Origin of the sequence: Croceicoccus sp. YJ47 (genome assembly GCF_016745095.1) — a bacterium.
Lineage (GTDB): Bacteria > Pseudomonadota > Alphaproteobacteria > Sphingomonadales > Sphingomonadaceae > Croceicoccus.
In genome coordinates this window covers 757430-772095 of the sequence record NZ_CP067087.1, presented here as the reverse complement: position 1 = coordinate 772095, position 14666 = coordinate 757430, and the positions used below count along the sequence as shown (strand labels likewise).

Below are 14666 nucleotides of genomic sequence, written 5' to 3'. Positions count from 1 at the left end.
GGGCGTGCCGGGGGGCCGGGCAGCCGCGTCGCATCACGGGGAAATCCTGATGTGCCGAGGAAAGTCCGGGCTCCACGAAACGAGGATGGCGGGTAACGCCCGCCGGGCGAGGCGATGGTGCAATGCGCACCGCGCCGAAGCTCAGGGACAGTGCCACAGAGAGCAGACCGCCGATGGTCCGGCAACGGACACAGGCAAGGGTGAAAGGGTGCGGCAAGAGCGCACCGCGCGGCCGGCAACGGTTCGCGGCATGGTAAACCCCATCCGGAGCAAGACCGAATAGGGGCGGCGCGCCGAAGGCTTCGTGCCAAAGGCAGGTCCGTTTCGGACCGTGATCGCCCGGGTTGGTTGCTGGAACGCCGTGGCGACATGGCGTCTAGAGGAATGGCTGCCATCGTGCGCCGCGTCCGCCGCCGCCCGCAAGGGCACGGCGGAAACGGGCGCGCGATACAGAACCCGGCTTACAGGCCCCCCGGCATCATATTGGGCGCGCACGGTATTTTACGGCAGCGCAGCCTCGATGAACCACCGCTCGCGCGCCTCCAGCCCGATCGCCGTCAACCGTCCGGAGGAATAGGCGCCGGTGTCGATCCCGATCCGGTGCGGACGTTTCGGCGAGGGCAGGATTTCCACCTCCTCGCGGATGGTGTGGCCGTGCACGATGCAATGGCTGTGCGGACCCGGATGCGACAGGAACGGCTCCCGGATCCAGCGCAGGTCGCGCGCGCTCTGCTCGGCAATATCCACGCCCGGCTTGATGCCGGCATGCACGAACAGGTAATCGCCGATAACGACATGCGTTTCCATCGCGCGCAGATAGGCCAGATGTTCGTCGGGCACGTATTGCGCCAGCAGAGCGCACAATTCGTCCAGCGTCGCATCGCGATACGCCTCGTTCGGGACCGGATAGGACAGGATCGTTTCCTTGCCCCCCACTTTCAGGAAATGGCGCAGCGCATCGGGATCCCCCAGCGCGCGAAGGAACATTTCCTCGTGATTGCCGATGATCGCGCGCATGTCGCCGGCCTGCGACAATTCGCGGGCGCGTTCGACCACGCCGGCGCTGTCGGGTCCGCGGTCGATCAGGTCGCCAAGCAGGACGATCGTCGTATCCGCGGCGGGGCGGGCGGCATCGTCGGCGCGGATCTTCGCGATCAGCGCGTCGAACAGGTCCAGCCGGCCGTGAATGTCGCCGATCGCATAGACCCGCCGCCCCGCGGGAACGGAGGGAGCGGATGCGTCATCGCGCGATCGTCCCATAAGATTGCCCAGTTTTCGAAACATGTCTCTCTGTCTGTTGCGCGAAAGCCGGTTCGCTACGCCAAAAGCCCGTCCGGTCCAAGCCGATCCGCAAGGGTAGCGCCGATGCCGCGTTGCAAAAACCACACACCTTATGGTCGGTCGGCGATGAAGAGCGAGTTAACGCTTGTGCAATGCGGCATTATTCTGCAGTTTTGTTGCGCAAGTGCACATTAGCCCGCAACGAAAAGAGGCCATGGCGCGAGCATCCAGGAGGAAGAGGGTCTTGGATAATTAAAGGGATTAAATCGCTATGACCGCTTTCACCCGCCGCGCCCTGGGCGCCGCTCTCGTTGTCGGGACCATGATGGCCGGCACCGCCCACGCACAGGATGTCGCCCCCCCGGGACCGTTCGAGGTTTCCGCCGATGTGGCACTGGTTTCCGATTACCGGTTCCGCGGCGTTTCGCAGACGGACGAGGAAATGGCGCTTCAGGGCGGTATCTCCGTTTCGCACGAATCGGGGCTCTATGCGGGGACCTGGGCGTCGAACCTTGCGGGCTGGGGCACGTTTGGCGGCTCAAACATGGAACTCGACCTCTACGGCGGCTACGTGTTCGAGCTTGAGAACGCGTCGGTCGATGTCGGCCTGACCTGGTACATGTATCCGGGCGGCTCGGACACGACCGATTTCGCCGAACCTTATGTAAAGCTCGGCTACGGTCTCGGCCCGGCGGACGTGCTCGTCGGTGTCGCCTACGCGCCGAAGCAGGAAGCGCTGGCCAATGTGGCCGCCACGCCGTTCAGCAACGGGCAGAAGGAAGACAATCTCTACATCTGGGGCGACCTGTCGACCGGCATTCCCAACTCGCCGATCTCGCTCAGCGCGCATCTCGGCTACTCGGACGGTAACCCCGGCCTCGGCCCCAACGGCACCAGCATCGCGCCGACCGGCACCTATCTCGACTGGTCGCTGGGTGCGGGCTACGCACTGGGCCCGCTCACGCTCAGCGTTGCCTATGTCGATACCGACATCAGCCGTGCGGAATCGGCCTATCTGCTGCCGAATTTCCAGAACACCAAGAACGGCGGTTCCATCGCCGACAGTCAGATCGTTTTCGGCGTTTCCGCCGGCTTCTGATCGCGTCATCCGGATTTCGGGGCGGTCCGCACAAGCGGGCCGTCCCGAACCGGTCGTCGCCACCCCACTCGATCCGGAAAAACCCTCGCACTGCGCCGCGGCAAATGCCAAGGGGGCCGCTGCGGCACCGCGTGCTCGACAGAGAGCGGGCGCTGCCATCACCGCGTCCGAACGAGGGGCTTCATGACCAAATTTCTCCACACGATGATCCGCGTCACCGACATCGACGCGACGCTTGCCTTCTTCGACCTGATCGGCGTGCACGAAGTGCGGCGGCAGGAATCGCAAGGCGGCCGCTTCACGCTCGTCTTCCTTGCCGCGCCGGGTGAAGAGGGCATTGCCGAGGTCGAGCTGACCTGGAACTGGCCGGCGGAGGATGGCAGCGCGCCCGAGGTCTATACCGGCGGGCGCAATTTCGGCCATCTCGCCTATCGGGTCGAGAATATCTACGACACCTGCGCAAGGCTGGCCGCCGCGGGGCACACGATCAACCGGCCCCCGCGCGACGGGCACATGGCCTTCGTGCGGACGCCCGACGGCATTTCGGTGGAGCTGCTGCAGGACGGCCATCTGCCGCCGCAGGAGCCATGGGCGAGCATGGAGAACACCGGAAGCTGGTGATTCCGCACAGATTACGCATGTGAAAAGGGGCGCCGGATCGACACCGGCGCCCCTTTCTTCTTGCAGATCGCGCAAACCCGCTCAGGCGGCCTGCGTTTCCTGCTCTTCCTCGGTATCGCCGCGCGGACCGGGGGCAAAGCGCAGCAGCGCAAATCCCAGCAGGGCGGAGATGAGCGAGCCCGACAGCACGCCGATCTTCGCCTCCTCCACCAGTATGGGATAGCGCGGGAAGGCGAGGGCGGCGATGAACAGGCTCATGGTGAAGCCGATCCCGCACAGCACCGCCGTCCCCCACAATTGCATGATCGAGGCGCCCTTGGGACGTTTTGCCAGGCCGAGCTTGTCCGCGATGGTGACGGCGCTGAAAATCCCGACCTGCTTGCCGATGACGAGACCCGCCGCAATGCCGAGCGGCAAGGGCGCCAACGCCCCCGCCAGCCCGACGCCGGCAAGCTCCACCCCCGCATTGGCAAACCCGAACAGCGGCACCACGAGAAACGCGTTCCACGGCAGCAGCGCATGTTCGAAGCGCAGCAGCGGGCTGTCCCCCTTCGCGTCGAGGCGCATGGGGATCGTGAACGCGGCAAGGACGCCGGCAATGGTCGCATGCACGCCGGAGTTCAGCACGCAGAACCACAGCACGATCGCCAGGATGGCATAGGCCCACGACCGGTCGATGCGAAACCGGTTGCACGCGATCATCACGCCCAGCACGACCATCGACAGGATGATCCACAAAAGCTTGATATTCGCGGTATAGAACAGCGCGATGATCGCGACTGCGCCGATGTCGTCCACGATCGCCACGGTGAGCAGGAACAGGCGCAGCGAGGAGGGCACCCGGTTGCCGAGCAGGCCCATGACGCCCATCGCAAAGGCGATGTCCGTCGCCGCCGGAATGGCCCAGCCATTGGTCAGCCCGGTTTCGCCCGCGCTCCTGATGACGAGGAGGAATACGGCGGCCGGCGCCGCCATCCCGGCGAAGGCGGCGATCACCGGCAGGCGCCGCGCCTCCGGATTGGACAGCGCGCCATTGGCCACCTCGCGCTTGATCTCCAGCCCGACGACGAAGAAGAAGATCACCATCAACGCATCGTTGATCCACATGTGCAGCGTGTCGAGCTTGGGAATCGGCGTCCAGGCGAGCTTGCCGTGGAACAGGTCGTGATACCCGTGGGCAAGCGGCGAATTGGCCACCAGCATTGCCAGGATCGCCACCACGATGAGCAGGATGCCCGAGGACGCCTCGCTGTCGAAAAACCGCTTGAGCGTGCGGTTCAGCACTTCTTTCGTGGCGATTACCATGGGCGTGCATCCTGCCCTGCGCGGATGAGACGGCAAGGGCCGAAAACGACCGGGCTCGATGCTGTGGATGCGAAGAAAGCGTTCATGCCGCCCCCTTTTCCCGAAATTGGCGGGCCTTGCAAGACACCGGGCGGCTTTGTAAGCAAAGTTGCACCGAGCGCCTCTGGGGCGCGGGGGGATAAGGGATGTGGGTCGCAGAAACGGGGTGGGTGCCTGCATTCTTTGCCGGGGTCGATGCCATCCGGCTGGAATTGTTGCTGTTTGCCGGTTTCTGGTTCTGTGTCGGCGCGCTCGACGAATTGCTGGTCGATGGCGTGTGGGCGGGCCTGCACCTGTCCGGAAAGGCGCGCACACCCGTGCTCGATGCCCCGCTTCGGGCCGAGCTTTCCGGACCGATCGCGCTATATGTCCCGGCCTGGCGCGAGGCGCAGGTCATTGGCACGATGTTGGCGCATTCTCTGCGCACCTGGCCGCATCGCGACCTGCGCGTGTATGTCGGATGCTATCCCAACGATCCGGCGACGGCGCGCGCCATTGCCGCGATCGCGCGGGCCGACCGGCGCGTGCGTCCGGCCGTCGTCGGCCATGACGGACCCACGACGAAGGGCGATTGCCTCAACGCGATCTGGCACGCGATGGTCCGCGACGAAATCGCGTCCGCCCGGCAGTATCGCGCCATCCTCCTTCAGGATGCCGAGGACATGGTTCATCCCGATGCGCTGACGCTGGTGGACGAGGCGCTCGACCATGCCGATTTTGTGCAATTGCCCGTGCGGCCCGAACCGCAATCGCGCAGCACGTGGATCGCGGGCCAGAATTGGCAAACGTCGCAAAATCAGATGCTTGCCGCCGCATAGCGGGAAAACTGTCCCTAACAGGATCAAGGACTTACGTCTGGAGGGAAAACCCCCGCGACCCGCCTGATCGCAAAATAAAAGCCCACGCGAAGGCGGCAACCAACGCGCGGGCGAAAACCAATAGCAAGCAGGCAACTGGCGATCGCAACCCTACCGGCAACGGGAGGGCGGTGCAATGCTGATCGCATTTCCGAACCTTCCCTGCCGCGCATGGCTGATCGAACCAACCGACGATGGCGAGTTCATCGGGCGATTCGTGGGCACCGGTTTTCGCGGGCCTGAGCGCACCGCCCCCGGTTCGCTGGCATTGGTCATGGACGCGCTGACGCAACCGGCCAACCGGCGCGGCTTGCCGATACTGGTGCACCGCGATTGCAAGCGGAGGGCCGTGGCATGACCGACCTTCGAACAATCGCATCTGTCATGGGCGGGGAAGTGAAAGGCAACCGCGCCTGTTTCCCTACGCCGGGGCATAGCAAAACCGATCGGGGCAGCTGGGCCAGCTTGGCAGATAGCGCGCCTGATGGCGTTCTGATCCATTCGACAAACGGCGGCGACCCCTTGGCGATCAAGGATCAATTGCGCGCGGCTGGCGTCCTGCCCCCACGGCTTTCTGAGAACGACAATATCCCCTGGCATCCGCCGATCGCGAAAGCTGAGGTTGCGCGGGACCATGCTGTGCGCTTGGGGAATGGGCAGCGAATCGTCGCAACGTTCGAGTTTGCGGACGGCGACGGCGAAACGATCTATCGCAAGCACCGGATCGAACCGGGCCGCGATGGGCGGGCAAAGGAGTTCGCTTTCGATCATCTGAACGCATCTGGAGGCTGGGTATCTGGCCGGGGGGATGATGCCGTTCCCTACCGTTTGCCCGATCTGGTCACGGCACACCGCGATCTGCCGATCTACATGGCAGAGGGCGAGGCCAAGGCGGATAAGCTGGCCAGCTGGGGCTTACTGGCGACCTCGCACAAGGATTGGAAGAGCTTCGAGTTCAGCGGCTATGTGAAGGGCCGCACGGTCTATATCCTGCCCGATAATGACGAGACGGGCGCAAGGGAAGCCGTGAAGGCGAAAGAGGCGATCGAACGGGCAGAGGGCACGGCGCATATCATCGAACTGCCGGGCCTTCCCCCGAAAGGCGATATTCTCGATTGGGCGGGCACGCCGGATGACCTGAGCAAGCTGATCGACAACGCCATTGCAGGCGATGACGATTGGCCCGCGCTCGACCTTGCCGCCTGTGCAAATGAGAAGGCACCGGCCCGTCAATGGGTGATAGATGGCTGGGTTCCCGCGAATAAGGCGACGCTGCTGGCGGGCGATGGCGGGGTGGGCAAATCCCTGCTGGCGCAAATCAAAGCCACCTGCGTTGCATTCGGGCGCCCGTTCATGGGGCTTAAAACAAAGCAGGCGAACGCCGCCTATGTAAGCTGGGAAGATGACGCCGACGAACTTTGGCGGCGGCAAGAATCAATCTGCGAGGTGCTGGGCATTCCTATGTCTTCGCTGAGCGGGCGGTTGTCGCTTGTGTCCTATACGGAGGAAGAAAACCCCTTCCTGGTTACGGCTGACGATAGCGGCCTACGGGTCACACCGCTTGGCAGGAAGGTCGAAAGGCTGGTGGAGCGGCACAACGTTGGGCTGTTGATCCTCGACAACGCATCGCAGATTGCCGGGATCGACCACAACGCGGTCGAAGAGGTTGCGCCGTTCGCTCACTGGCTGGGCACGCTGGCGACACGCCGCAACGGGGCGGTTGTCCTACTCCACCATACCAACAAGGCGGGGCAGGATTACTTGGGTTCCGTTTCCTACAATAATCAGTTCCGTTCGCGGATGCTGCTGGCGCGGCCAGAGGATTGCGAAAACCCTGACCTGCGTGCCCTGACGAACCCGAAAGCGAACTATGCGCAGGCCGGGAGCGGCATCACCCTTCAATGGTTCGACGGCGCTTTCATTCTGGAAAAGGAAGTGCCCGACGATACCCGCGCAGAAATGGCAGAGGTTATCAAGTTGAACGGCGAGAACGAAGCGTTCTTGCGGTGCCTGCGTGCCCGCATGAAAACAGAGGGGCGTGAGGTGGGGCCATCGATCGGACCGAATTATGCACCCGCCCGCTTCGCTGAAATGACAGAGGCAAAGGGCTTGCGGAAACCGGCGCTGGCGCGGGCAATGGAGCGCCTATTCCACATGGGAGCGATCACGACCGAACAGGTGAAACGCAAAGGAAACGATACGAAGACGATCATTGTCGAGGCTATTCCGGACGCTTCCGAACCGGCTTCCGAACCCCTTCCGAACACCACCTCCGAACCTATCCGAACCCCCTTCCGAACCGTTCCGAACACACACCCTATATATAAATATATACCGGGGGCTGGGCCTGATGGCCCCCGGCCCCCCGATGAAGATGATCCATACAACGTTCTGAACGACCCCGATGGATGGGTGGGAGAATGCCCTGCCGAACACGCTGCACGACTTGAAAGGGCAAAACGATGACCCCGCTGCATGAACTGATCGAAGGCTTGGAAGGCGAAGCACGCGCCGCTGCATTGAAGGTGCTGGACATGGTGAGCCGACCGCTGACCGTTCGCGAGATCGAGGTGCTGTTGCGTCATGGTGGCGTATCGAGGGCACGGGCCGTCAAGCTGGCTGGCACGCTCAAGCACCTGAACGTCATCTCGATCATAGGAGATGCCCGTGGCTGACTGGCCCTACAACACCGCCAACTGGCAAAAGCTACGCAAGGCGCATCTGTCGATCGAACCGTTCTGCAAGGGCTGCGCGGCGATGGGCAAGCCATACGTCATCGCGAACACGGTCGATCACGTTGTGCCTATCAGCGATGGCGGGCTGGCCTTCCCCGGCCACGATGGGCTGACAAGCTACTGCCCTGCCTGTCACTCAGCGAAGACGGCAAGGGGCAGCGAGGCCGGTGCGATACGTTCGATCAAGCCGCGCAAGGGCTGTGATGCCGATGGAAACCCGCTCGACGCATCGCATCCGTGGTCTGGAAAATCGCTCAGGGCTGATCCAGTAGGACCGCCACGGAACCACAAAACTCAATTAGTTTCGAAGGGGAAGCGCAATGGGTAAGCGCGGACCCGGTTCGGGGCGGCTGCGCGAGGCGGCGCGGGCCTATGATGACACGATGGTTGCGCACCCTTGGGAAAAGGAAGGGATGCCGGAAGCCGATAAGGTTCTGGCGTTCCTGGGCACCCTGCCGATTGTATCAGGGCTGCGCGCTGGCGAGGCATTGGAGCTGCTGGAGTTCCAGCGGCAATTCGTGCGGGGCGTGTATGAACCCCGGCATGATGACGGCAACCGGCTTGTAAGGCTGGCTGCGCTCAGTGTGGCGCGCGGCAACGGCAAGAGTGCGCTGCTGTCGGGCTTGTCGCTGGCGCACCTGCTAGGGCCGTGCCTGGAGCCTTACGGCGAATGCTATGCGGCGGCGCTCGATCGGGAGCAGGCGGGCGTGCTGTATCGGCAGACGCGGGCCTATATCGAGGCGACCCCGTGGATGGCGGCGCGGGTCAATATCCGCGACTGGCACAAGGAAATCACGGACGACGAATCGCAATCGGTCTGGCGGGCGCTGACCTCCGACGCACGCAAAGCGCATGGCCTTGCGCCATCGTTCTGGATTGCCGACGAGGTGGCGCAATGGCGGAGCCGGGAGCTGTGGGACAATCTGGCGACCGGCATGGGCAAGCGGGAGGCGGCGCTGGGCGTGACAATCTCGACGCAAGCCGCCGATGATCTGCATTTCTTTTCGGAGATGCTGGACGCTGAGCCGGTGCCAACGGTTTACACTCAGCTTCACGCCGCACCCGATGATTGCGATCTGGACGATCCCGAAGCATGGCAGGCGGCAAATCCTGCCTTGGGGGAGTTTCTTAACCATTCGCAGTTTAGTGACGCGGCGGGGCGGGCGATAAGGTCACAGTCGTTCGCCCCATCCTTCCGTCTGTTGAACCTCAATCAGCGAGTGGCGGCAGAAGGCCGGTTTATCGAACAAGCCGACTGGGATGCAAACGGGGAAGCCTTCGACCCGATCGAACTGGAAGGGGCGCGCTGTTATGGTGGCTTGGATCTGTCCAGCACCCGCGACCTGACCGCGCTGGCACTGTATTTTCCCGATCAAGGCAAACTGCTGGCCTGGCACTGGTTGCCGAAAGACACGATCGCCATGCGCGCAGAACGCGACCGGGTGCCCTATGATCGCTGGGCGGCAGAAGGCTGGGCCGATGTGACGGTTGGCAACGCGCGGGATGACCTCGCCATTGCGATGCAGCTGGCCGACATTCGCAGCCGGTATGATGTGCAGGGCATTGCCTTTGATCGCTGGCAGATGGCGCGCCTTAACAAGCTGCTGTCCGACGAAGGCATTGACCTGCCGATGACCGAGTTCGTGCCGGGGTTCAAATCCTACGCGGCGGCTGTCGATGCGTTCGAGACAGCGTTGTTAGGTCGCAAGATGCAACACAACAATAACCCGCTGCTGCGCTGGCAGGCTGGCAATGTCATCGTGGAAACTGACCCCGCCGCGAACCGCAAGCCTGCCAAAAACAAATCGCTCGATCGCATCGACGGCATCGTTTCAGCAATCATGGCTTGCGGTCTGGCCGCGACCGACGAAGGGCCGAAGGTTTACCGGGGCGGCGGGGTCATGTGGGTTTAGCGCGCGATGCCATCCACCCATTCTTCGTTTGAAACGTTGTCGGAGTTTTCCCCCTTTGTGTTCGCCTCTTCACGATCATTATGGCGTTTTAATTCCGCCTGAATGCCTCGCAAAGCGTTAACGATGTGATTCATCTTCACCGACATCATTGGATCCATTGACGGATTCCCCTGTTTGTGCCCATATCGAGCGGGCCAAGCGGTGGGGTCGCAACTCACCGCCCGGCCCTGACCACAACCGATCGAATGGAGATCAATCATGGCTAACCCTTCCCTACAGGCGGAATCCGCCAACGCAAATACCGTTAACGATGCCTTTATCGAAGCGCACGCTGCCTATCGCTATGCAAAAGCCACCCGCGAAGAGGCGATCTATGCGCCGGCTAATCGCGGGAAAGACCTGCCGGATGATGTTGGCGACCGCCTTTGGGACGCGCACGAAGAAGCGTTGATGCGCCTCTTCCAAACCCCCTCATGCAGTTTGAACGCCTACACGTGGAAGCTACGCATTTTCCGCGAAGAGGCGATCATGGAACTGAACAACGCTGATGAGATCCTCGATGCGCTCATTCGCGATGCCGACCAGCTGAAAGAGGTTCAGATGAAAAGCGCGAGGCGCTGACCAGTTATCCCCCGAATTGGCGGCGGGGATAAAATTGGCGCTTGCCAACCTTCCCATTTTGTGGTTGAAGGTTGGCAGCCGCCAATATGGAACGCACAATGAACATCTTTTACGATCGCTTTACGACGGGGCAGGTGGTTACGGCCACCGAACTGCCGAACCATACTCTCCAAAGCTGGCTCAAGCGCGACTTGCTTATCGGCAAGCCCGGTGCTGAGATCGAGGGTGGCGGCGCGTCGGGTGCGCATCGCAAATTCACGTTCTTTACCGTCATGGAAATCGCGATCGCAAAGGCGCTCACCGATGCCGGTCTTTCGGCGGCTCACGCGATCAAGGCGGCTCAGCACTTCGCCCACATGGGCGAGGGTCCGGTTTACGATAATCCCGGGCGTTGCCCCGGCCTTCCGTTCTTCAACCACGGCATGGCAGCACGCACGTTGCTTTGCGTTGCAGGCGATCGTTCCATTGAAGTACTTTGGAAGGTCAAAACGGACGTTATGCCGATTATCCGCACCCGTTTGGGTTCGAATGCTTTTACGATCCTGGAGGTTGATGAAATCTTCGAAAACGTCGTTGCGCGTCTCGGCTATCATCCGACTAATGTGATGCAGCACGCCTATAAGGCGGACGACGACTAATGAAATCGGCGCTCCCCACGCTGTCCGCCGCCGCGTTTGGCATTGCGGAACCCGTGCACGGGATGGGGACGTATCACCTTGGCCGTTCGACCCGGCCCGTCATGCCCAGCGCCGACGAAGGAACATGCCCAGCGCTGTTTCAGGTCGAATACTTCATTGCCCCCTTCCTTGTGCGGCTGCGCGGTGCGGCCAATACCGGAAAATCCGATGCCGGGGGGCAGGCCGATGTTTCGGCTGTAATGGCGGCTCAATCGGATAACGCCGCAACCTTTTACCAACGTCGCGAGACAGTGGGCAATCTGAGCGCCGGGGCATGGTGCCCCGGCTACATAGAAGGGCTTATCATATGAAAATTGCGGACTTCATGGAACAGCGGGCGGCCATTGTGGACCGCATGACCGCTGCACACGACAAGGACGACAACGCCGCTTTCGAGACGGCGGAAACCGAACTGCGCAATCTCGATGGCAGGATTGACCGCCAGAAGAAGATCGAAGCCGCCGAGCGATCGGAGACGGGCCGTGTTCTGACCGGATCGACGGACGAACATTTGTCGAACGAACTGCGCTCCAAGTTCAGCCTTTGCCGTGCGATCGTCGGGCAGATTGCCCCCGGCACGGTCGATGATGGCTTTGAACGCGAGATGCAGGGCGAACTCGCCAAGCGTGCCGGTGCCGCCCCCAAGGGCTTCTATGTGCCGACCGAATGCTTTGAACAGCGCGCGGTGCAGGTGACTTCGAACAGTGGCGCGATCCTGCCGACCGACTTTCGCCCCGACCAGTTCGTGTCGGCTCTGACCGCCACGGCGGCATTGACCACGATGGGCGCGACCACGCTGTCGGGCCTGACCGGCAATGTGGAAATCCCCCGCGAAACCGGATCGCCTAATGTCGGCTGGGTCGCGGAGAATACCGCCCTGCCGACCGGAAATGCTATCTTCGATAGCCTGACGCTTTCCCCGCATCACGTTGGCGTGATTTCGGAAATCAGCCGGAACATGGTCATGCAGACCAGCCCGAACATTGAGCAGCTGCTGCGCTCGATGATGGCGCGCGATATTGCGCTGGAAATCGACCGGGCGGGCCTGAATGGATCGGGCACGGGTCCCGAGCCGCTGGGCCTGCTGAACGACCCGGAGGTTCCGGCGGTGCCATTCGATACCGATGTGTTCACGACCACGGCGGATATGATCGTGGCGGCAGACCTCGCCAACGTTCCCGCCGGTCGCGGCTTCCTCGCCACCAACGGCATTCGCGGCGACCTGATGAAACTGCGCGATGCCGATGGCCGCGCCATCCCCGTTACCGAGCAGTTCCACAATGAGCCGGTGCAGTTCACCAATCAGGCACCAAGCGATCTTGGCGAAGGCACCAACGAGCACGGGCTGGCCTATGGCAACTGGGCCGATTTCCTGATCGGCATCTGGTCGCAGCTCGACATTCTGGTGAACCCCTATGCCGAGAGCGCCTATAGCAAGGGCAATCTCCTGATCCGCGCCATGGCGACGGTCGATTTCGGCGTTCGCCGCCCGGCATCCTTCGCCAAGGCAACGGGGATCATCATCTGATGGGCGCGGCGGCAACCCTTGAACGGCGGTTCACTGTCGAACTTCGCGCCGCTGGGCGCAAGATCGAGGGCTATGCCGCCACGTTCAACCGTGAGGCCGATCTGGGCGCGTTTCGGGAGCGTATTGCCCCCGGCGCGTTCCGTTCGGCTTTGCACGGCGATGTTCTGGCCTTGCTGGATCACGACCCTGGCAAGGTGCTGGGCCGCACGAAGACGGGCACGCTCCAACTGCGCGAAGACGACAAGGGCTTGGCGTTCACGCTCGACGTTCCCGACACGGCGGCAGGCCGCGATGTTCTGGCGCTGGCCGAGCGCGGCGACCTTGGCGGCATGTCGTTCGGCTTCACCATTCCCGAAGGCGGCGAAGAATGGGACGGGCGCACGCGCACGCTCCGCTCGATCGGCTTGCGGGAAATCAGCGTTGTGAGCGCATGGCCTGCCTATGAGGGCACTGAGATTGCCCTGAGGGCTTTGCAGCACGGTGCGGAGGCTGCACGCCGCCGTAGGGTGCTGGTGATGGCGGAGGCGGCACGATGGGCATGATCGACCGCATGGCGGCTTATATGGGCTTCGAACGCCGCTCCGATGCTGCTGACCCCTCATGGGGCGTTCTGGGATCGAATACCGGATATTACGCGGGCTTGAACGCGCGGGCGGCTGAAAACCTGTCCAGCGTGCTGGCCTGCGTCAACGTGATCGGTGAAAGCTTGGGCTATATCCCGGCGCTGGTTTATCGCCGCGAAGGCACGGCGCGTGTCGAGGTGCCGGCGCATCCGCTTTTGAAGCTGGTCCGCTATGGCGTGAACGATGGCATGACATGGCCTGATTTCGTGTCGCATCTGGTTTGCTCCACGCTGCTGACCGGCAATGGGCTGGCAGAGATCATCCGCAACGGTAACGGGCAGCTGGCCGGGCTGGTCTATATCCCTTGGGGCAATGTCACGGTGGCCGAGCTGTCCAGCGGGCGGCTTGCCTATGATGTAGGCGACGGCAGGGGCAAGGTGCGGCGGCTGTTGCAGGGCGAGGTTCTGCACCTGCGCGATCGCACCGATGATGGCCTGATTGGCCGTTCGCGCCTCTCACGCGCCGCCGATGCGGTGACAGGGGTGGATCTGGCAAACCGCCATGCCCGCCAATTCCTCGCCAATGGCGCATCCCCGTCCGGCGTTATCAAGCACCCCGGCGCGATGACCGCCGAACAGCGCAAGAACCTGCGCGAACAGTTCGACGCGCGCCACGCTGGCGCGGGCAATGCTGGCCGGGCGCTGGTCCTCGACGGCGGGCTGGAATGGCAGCAAGCGCAAATCTCGCCCGAAGACGCGGAATTGCTTTCGACCCGCAAGTTCGGGACCGAAGAAATCTGCCGCCTGTTTCAGGTGCCCCCGCCGCTGGTGCAGGATTACGCGCACAACACGTTCACGAACAGCGAAACCGCTGGCCGCTGGTTCGCCATGTTCTGCCTGTCCAGCTGGGCACGCAAGATCGAGGCAGAGTTTGCGCGTTCGGTATTCCCGACCGGCGGGCCGTTCGAACTCGAACTGGACCTGTCGGGCTTCCTGCGCGGCGACCCGGCGACCCGCTGGAACGCGCACGCGATCGCGCTGACGAATGGCGTTCTGGACCCTGACGAGGTTCGGCAGGTGGAGGGGTGGAACCCGCGTAAACCCCGTAAAGGTGACGCACCGGCTGAGAGCGAGGTAAACCAGACTGATGACTGACCTTGTGACCCTGACCGAAGCCAAAGAGTTTCTGCGCGTGATGCACGATCACGAGAACGACACGATCCTTTTGCTGGTTGCGGCGGCATCCGAAGCGGTGCGCGCGATCGCAGATAGCTGGGATGGCATCGAACCTGTGCCTGCGCGCCTCAAGATGGCCGTGCTGTCGCGCGTCTCGATCCTTTACGACGAGCGCGGCGATGTGCGCCCCGGCCTTGGCGAAGATCGCTTGCTGGCACCGCTGCGGGAGGTTCGGCTTTAGTGGCTTCCCGC

At 62.7% G+C, this 14666-nt stretch carries 18 protein-coding genes and 1 other RNA gene; 16 read left to right on the top strand and 3 right to left on the bottom strand.

The window, feature by feature from the left end; translation table 11 throughout:
- Positions 1-7: 7 nt before the first annotated feature.
- Positions 8-480: RNase P RNA component class A (rnpB, locus tag JD971_RS03690), an RNA gene on the top strand.
- 21 nt (positions 481-501) lie between these two features.
- On the opposite strand, the gene JD971_RS03685 is transcribed toward rnpB, so the two are convergent.
- Entirely contained in the window at positions 502-1284 is a 783-nt protein-coding gene (locus JD971_RS03685) for a metallophosphoesterase family protein (protein WP_202086019.1), read from the bottom strand.
- Between the two features lie 268 nt (positions 1285-1552).
- Here JD971_RS03685 and JD971_RS03680 point away from each other — a divergent pair, with 268 nt between their 5' ends.
- Complete coding sequence (locus JD971_RS03680; protein WP_236672250.1) at positions 1553-2380, top strand: TorF family putative porin; 828 nt, start codon at positions 1553-1555, stop codon at positions 2378-2380.
- 183 nt (positions 2381-2563) lie between these two features.
- Positions 2564-3001, top strand: coding sequence for a VOC family protein (locus JD971_RS03675; protein ID WP_202086017.1), 438 nt, complete (start codon positions 2564-2566; stop codon positions 2999-3001).
- 81 nt (positions 3002-3082) lie between these two features.
- Here JD971_RS03675 and nhaA read toward each other — a convergent pair whose 3' ends face one another.
- Positions 3083-4306: a Na+/H+ antiporter NhaA gene (gene nhaA / locus JD971_RS03670; protein ID WP_202086015.1), complete on the bottom strand. Its 1224-nt coding sequence runs from the start codon at positions 4304-4306 to the stop codon at positions 3083-3085.
- Positions 4307-4491: 185 nt separating this feature from the next.
- Between nhaA and JD971_RS03665 the strand changes: the two genes are divergently transcribed.
- The 6 genes from JD971_RS03665 (at position 4492) to JD971_RS03640 (ending at position 9850) form a co-directional block, all read left to right on the top strand.
- A complete protein-coding gene (locus JD971_RS03665) occupies positions 4492-5163 on the top strand; it encodes a glycosyltransferase (RefSeq protein ID WP_202086013.1) in 672 nt (223 codons plus the stop codon).
- A gap of 175 nt (positions 5164-5338) precedes the next feature.
- Positions 5339-5560, top strand: a complete 222-nt coding sequence (locus JD971_RS03660) for a hypothetical protein (protein ID WP_202086012.1) — start codon at positions 5339-5341, stop codon at positions 5558-5560.
- Complete coding sequence (locus JD971_RS03655; RefSeq protein WP_202086011.1) at positions 5557-7668, top strand: AAA family ATPase; 2112 nt, start codon at positions 5557-5559, stop codon at positions 7666-7668. Before JD971_RS03660 ends, JD971_RS03655 begins: the two co-directional genes overlap by 4 nt.
- On the top strand, positions 7665-7877 hold the full coding sequence (locus JD971_RS03650; protein ID WP_202086010.1) for a hypothetical protein: 213 nt from the start codon (positions 7665-7667) through the stop codon (positions 7875-7877). The genes JD971_RS03655 and JD971_RS03650 overlap by 4 nt, the downstream gene beginning before the upstream one ends.
- Entirely contained in the window at positions 7870-8265 is a 396-nt protein-coding gene (locus tag JD971_RS03645; RefSeq protein WP_202086009.1) for an HNH endonuclease signature motif containing protein, read from the top strand. Before JD971_RS03650 ends, JD971_RS03645 begins: the two co-directional genes overlap by 8 nt.
- Positions 8266-8350: 85 nt before the next feature.
- Positions 8351-9850 carry a terminase large subunit gene (locus tag JD971_RS03640; protein ID WP_236672249.1) on the top strand — a complete coding sequence of 500 codons (1500 nt, stop codon included), beginning with the start codon at positions 8351-8353 and terminating at the stop codon, positions 9848-9850.
- Here the strand turns inward: JD971_RS03640 and JD971_RS03635 are convergent.
- A complete protein-coding gene (locus tag JD971_RS03635) occupies positions 9847-10110 on the bottom strand; it encodes a hypothetical protein (RefSeq protein ID WP_202086007.1) in 264 nt (87 codons plus the stop codon). The two genes, JD971_RS03640 and JD971_RS03635, sit on opposite strands and share 4 nt — an antisense overlap.
- On the opposite strand from JD971_RS03635, the gene JD971_RS03630 reads away from it, so the two are divergent.
- The 7 genes from JD971_RS03630 (at position 10109) to JD971_RS03600 (ending at position 14655) form a co-directional block, all read left to right on the top strand.
- Complete coding sequence (locus JD971_RS03630; RefSeq protein ID WP_202086006.1) at positions 10109-10471, top strand: hypothetical protein; 363 nt, start codon at positions 10109-10111, stop codon at positions 10469-10471. The genes JD971_RS03635 and JD971_RS03630 overlap by 2 nt on opposite strands.
- Positions 10472-10569: 98 nt before the next feature.
- Positions 10570-11109, top strand: a complete 540-nt coding sequence (locus JD971_RS03625) for a MerR family transcriptional regulator (RefSeq protein WP_202086005.1) — start codon at positions 10570-10572, stop codon at positions 11107-11109.
- On the top strand, positions 11109-11459 hold the full coding sequence (locus JD971_RS03620; protein ID WP_202086003.1) for a hypothetical protein: 351 nt from the start codon (positions 11109-11111) through the stop codon (positions 11457-11459). Before JD971_RS03625 ends, JD971_RS03620 begins: the two co-directional genes overlap by 1 nt.
- Entirely contained in the window at positions 11456-12676 is a 1221-nt protein-coding gene (locus JD971_RS03615; protein ID WP_202086002.1) for a phage major capsid protein, read from the top strand. The genes JD971_RS03620 and JD971_RS03615 overlap by 4 nt, the downstream gene beginning before the upstream one ends.
- Positions 12676-13218, top strand: a complete 543-nt coding sequence (locus JD971_RS03610) for an HK97 family phage prohead protease (RefSeq protein WP_202086001.1) — start codon at positions 12676-12678, stop codon at positions 13216-13218. The genes JD971_RS03615 and JD971_RS03610 overlap by 1 nt, the downstream gene beginning before the upstream one ends.
- On the top strand, positions 13209-14393 hold the full coding sequence (locus JD971_RS03605) for a phage portal protein (protein WP_202086000.1): 1185 nt from the start codon (positions 13209-13211) through the stop codon (positions 14391-14393). The genes JD971_RS03610 and JD971_RS03605 overlap by 10 nt, the downstream gene beginning before the upstream one ends.
- Complete coding sequence (locus tag JD971_RS03600) at positions 14386-14655, top strand: head-tail connector protein (protein WP_202085999.1); 270 nt, start codon at positions 14386-14388, stop codon at positions 14653-14655. Before JD971_RS03605 ends, JD971_RS03600 begins: the two co-directional genes overlap by 8 nt.
- The last annotated feature ends 11 nt before the right edge of the window (positions 14656-14666 follow it).

What these genes read in the sequence shown, in the direction of transcription:
- JD971_RS03685 (WP_202086019.1), bottom strand. Translation starts at nt 1,284, where the DNA reads ATGTTTCGAAAACTGGGCAATCTTATGGGACGATCGCGCGATGACGCA.
- JD971_RS03680 (WP_236672250.1), top strand. Translation starts at nt 1,553, where the DNA reads ATGACCGCTTTCACCCGCCGCGCCCTGGGCGCCGCTCTCGTTGTCGGG.
- JD971_RS03675 (WP_202086017.1), top strand. Translation starts at nt 2,564, where the DNA reads ATGACCAAATTTCTCCACACGATGATCCGCGTCACCGACATCGACGCG.
- nhaA (WP_202086015.1), bottom strand. Translation starts at nt 4,306, where the DNA reads ATGGTAATCGCCACGAAAGAAGTGCTGAACCGCACGCTCAAGCGGTTT.
- JD971_RS03665 (WP_202086013.1), top strand. Translation starts at nt 4,492, where the DNA reads ATGTGGGTCGCAGAAACGGGGTGGGTGCCTGCATTCTTTGCCGGGGTC.
- JD971_RS03660 (WP_202086012.1), top strand. Translation starts at nt 5,339, where the DNA reads ATGCTGATCGCATTTCCGAACCTTCCCTGCCGCGCATGGCTGATCGAA.
- JD971_RS03655 (WP_202086011.1), top strand. Translation starts at nt 5,557, where the DNA reads ATGACCGACCTTCGAACAATCGCATCTGTCATGGGCGGGGAAGTGAAA.
- JD971_RS03650 (WP_202086010.1), top strand. Translation starts at nt 7,665, where the DNA reads ATGACCCCGCTGCATGAACTGATCGAAGGCTTGGAAGGCGAAGCACGC.
- JD971_RS03640 (WP_236672249.1), top strand. Translation starts at nt 8,351, where the DNA reads ATGCCGGAAGCCGATAAGGTTCTGGCGTTCCTGGGCACCCTGCCGATT.
- JD971_RS03630 (WP_202086006.1), top strand. Translation starts at nt 10,109, where the DNA reads ATGGCTAACCCTTCCCTACAGGCGGAATCCGCCAACGCAAATACCGTT.
- JD971_RS03635 (WP_202086007.1), bottom strand. Translation starts at nt 10,110, where the DNA reads ATGATTGATCTCCATTCGATCGGTTGTGGTCAGGGCCGGGCGGTGAGT.
- JD971_RS03625 (WP_202086005.1), top strand. Translation starts at nt 10,570, where the DNA reads ATGAACATCTTTTACGATCGCTTTACGACGGGGCAGGTGGTTACGGCC.
- JD971_RS03620 (WP_202086003.1), top strand. Translation starts at nt 11,109, where the DNA reads ATGAAATCGGCGCTCCCCACGCTGTCCGCCGCCGCGTTTGGCATTGCG.
- JD971_RS03615 (WP_202086002.1), top strand. Translation starts at nt 11,456, where the DNA reads ATGAAAATTGCGGACTTCATGGAACAGCGGGCGGCCATTGTGGACCGC.
- JD971_RS03610 (WP_202086001.1), top strand. Translation starts at nt 12,676, where the DNA reads ATGGGCGCGGCGGCAACCCTTGAACGGCGGTTCACTGTCGAACTTCGC.
- JD971_RS03605 (WP_202086000.1), top strand. Translation starts at nt 13,209, where the DNA reads ATGGGCATGATCGACCGCATGGCGGCTTATATGGGCTTCGAACGCCGC.
- JD971_RS03600 (WP_202085999.1), top strand. Translation starts at nt 14,386, where the DNA reads ATGACTGACCTTGTGACCCTGACCGAAGCCAAAGAGTTTCTGCGCGTG.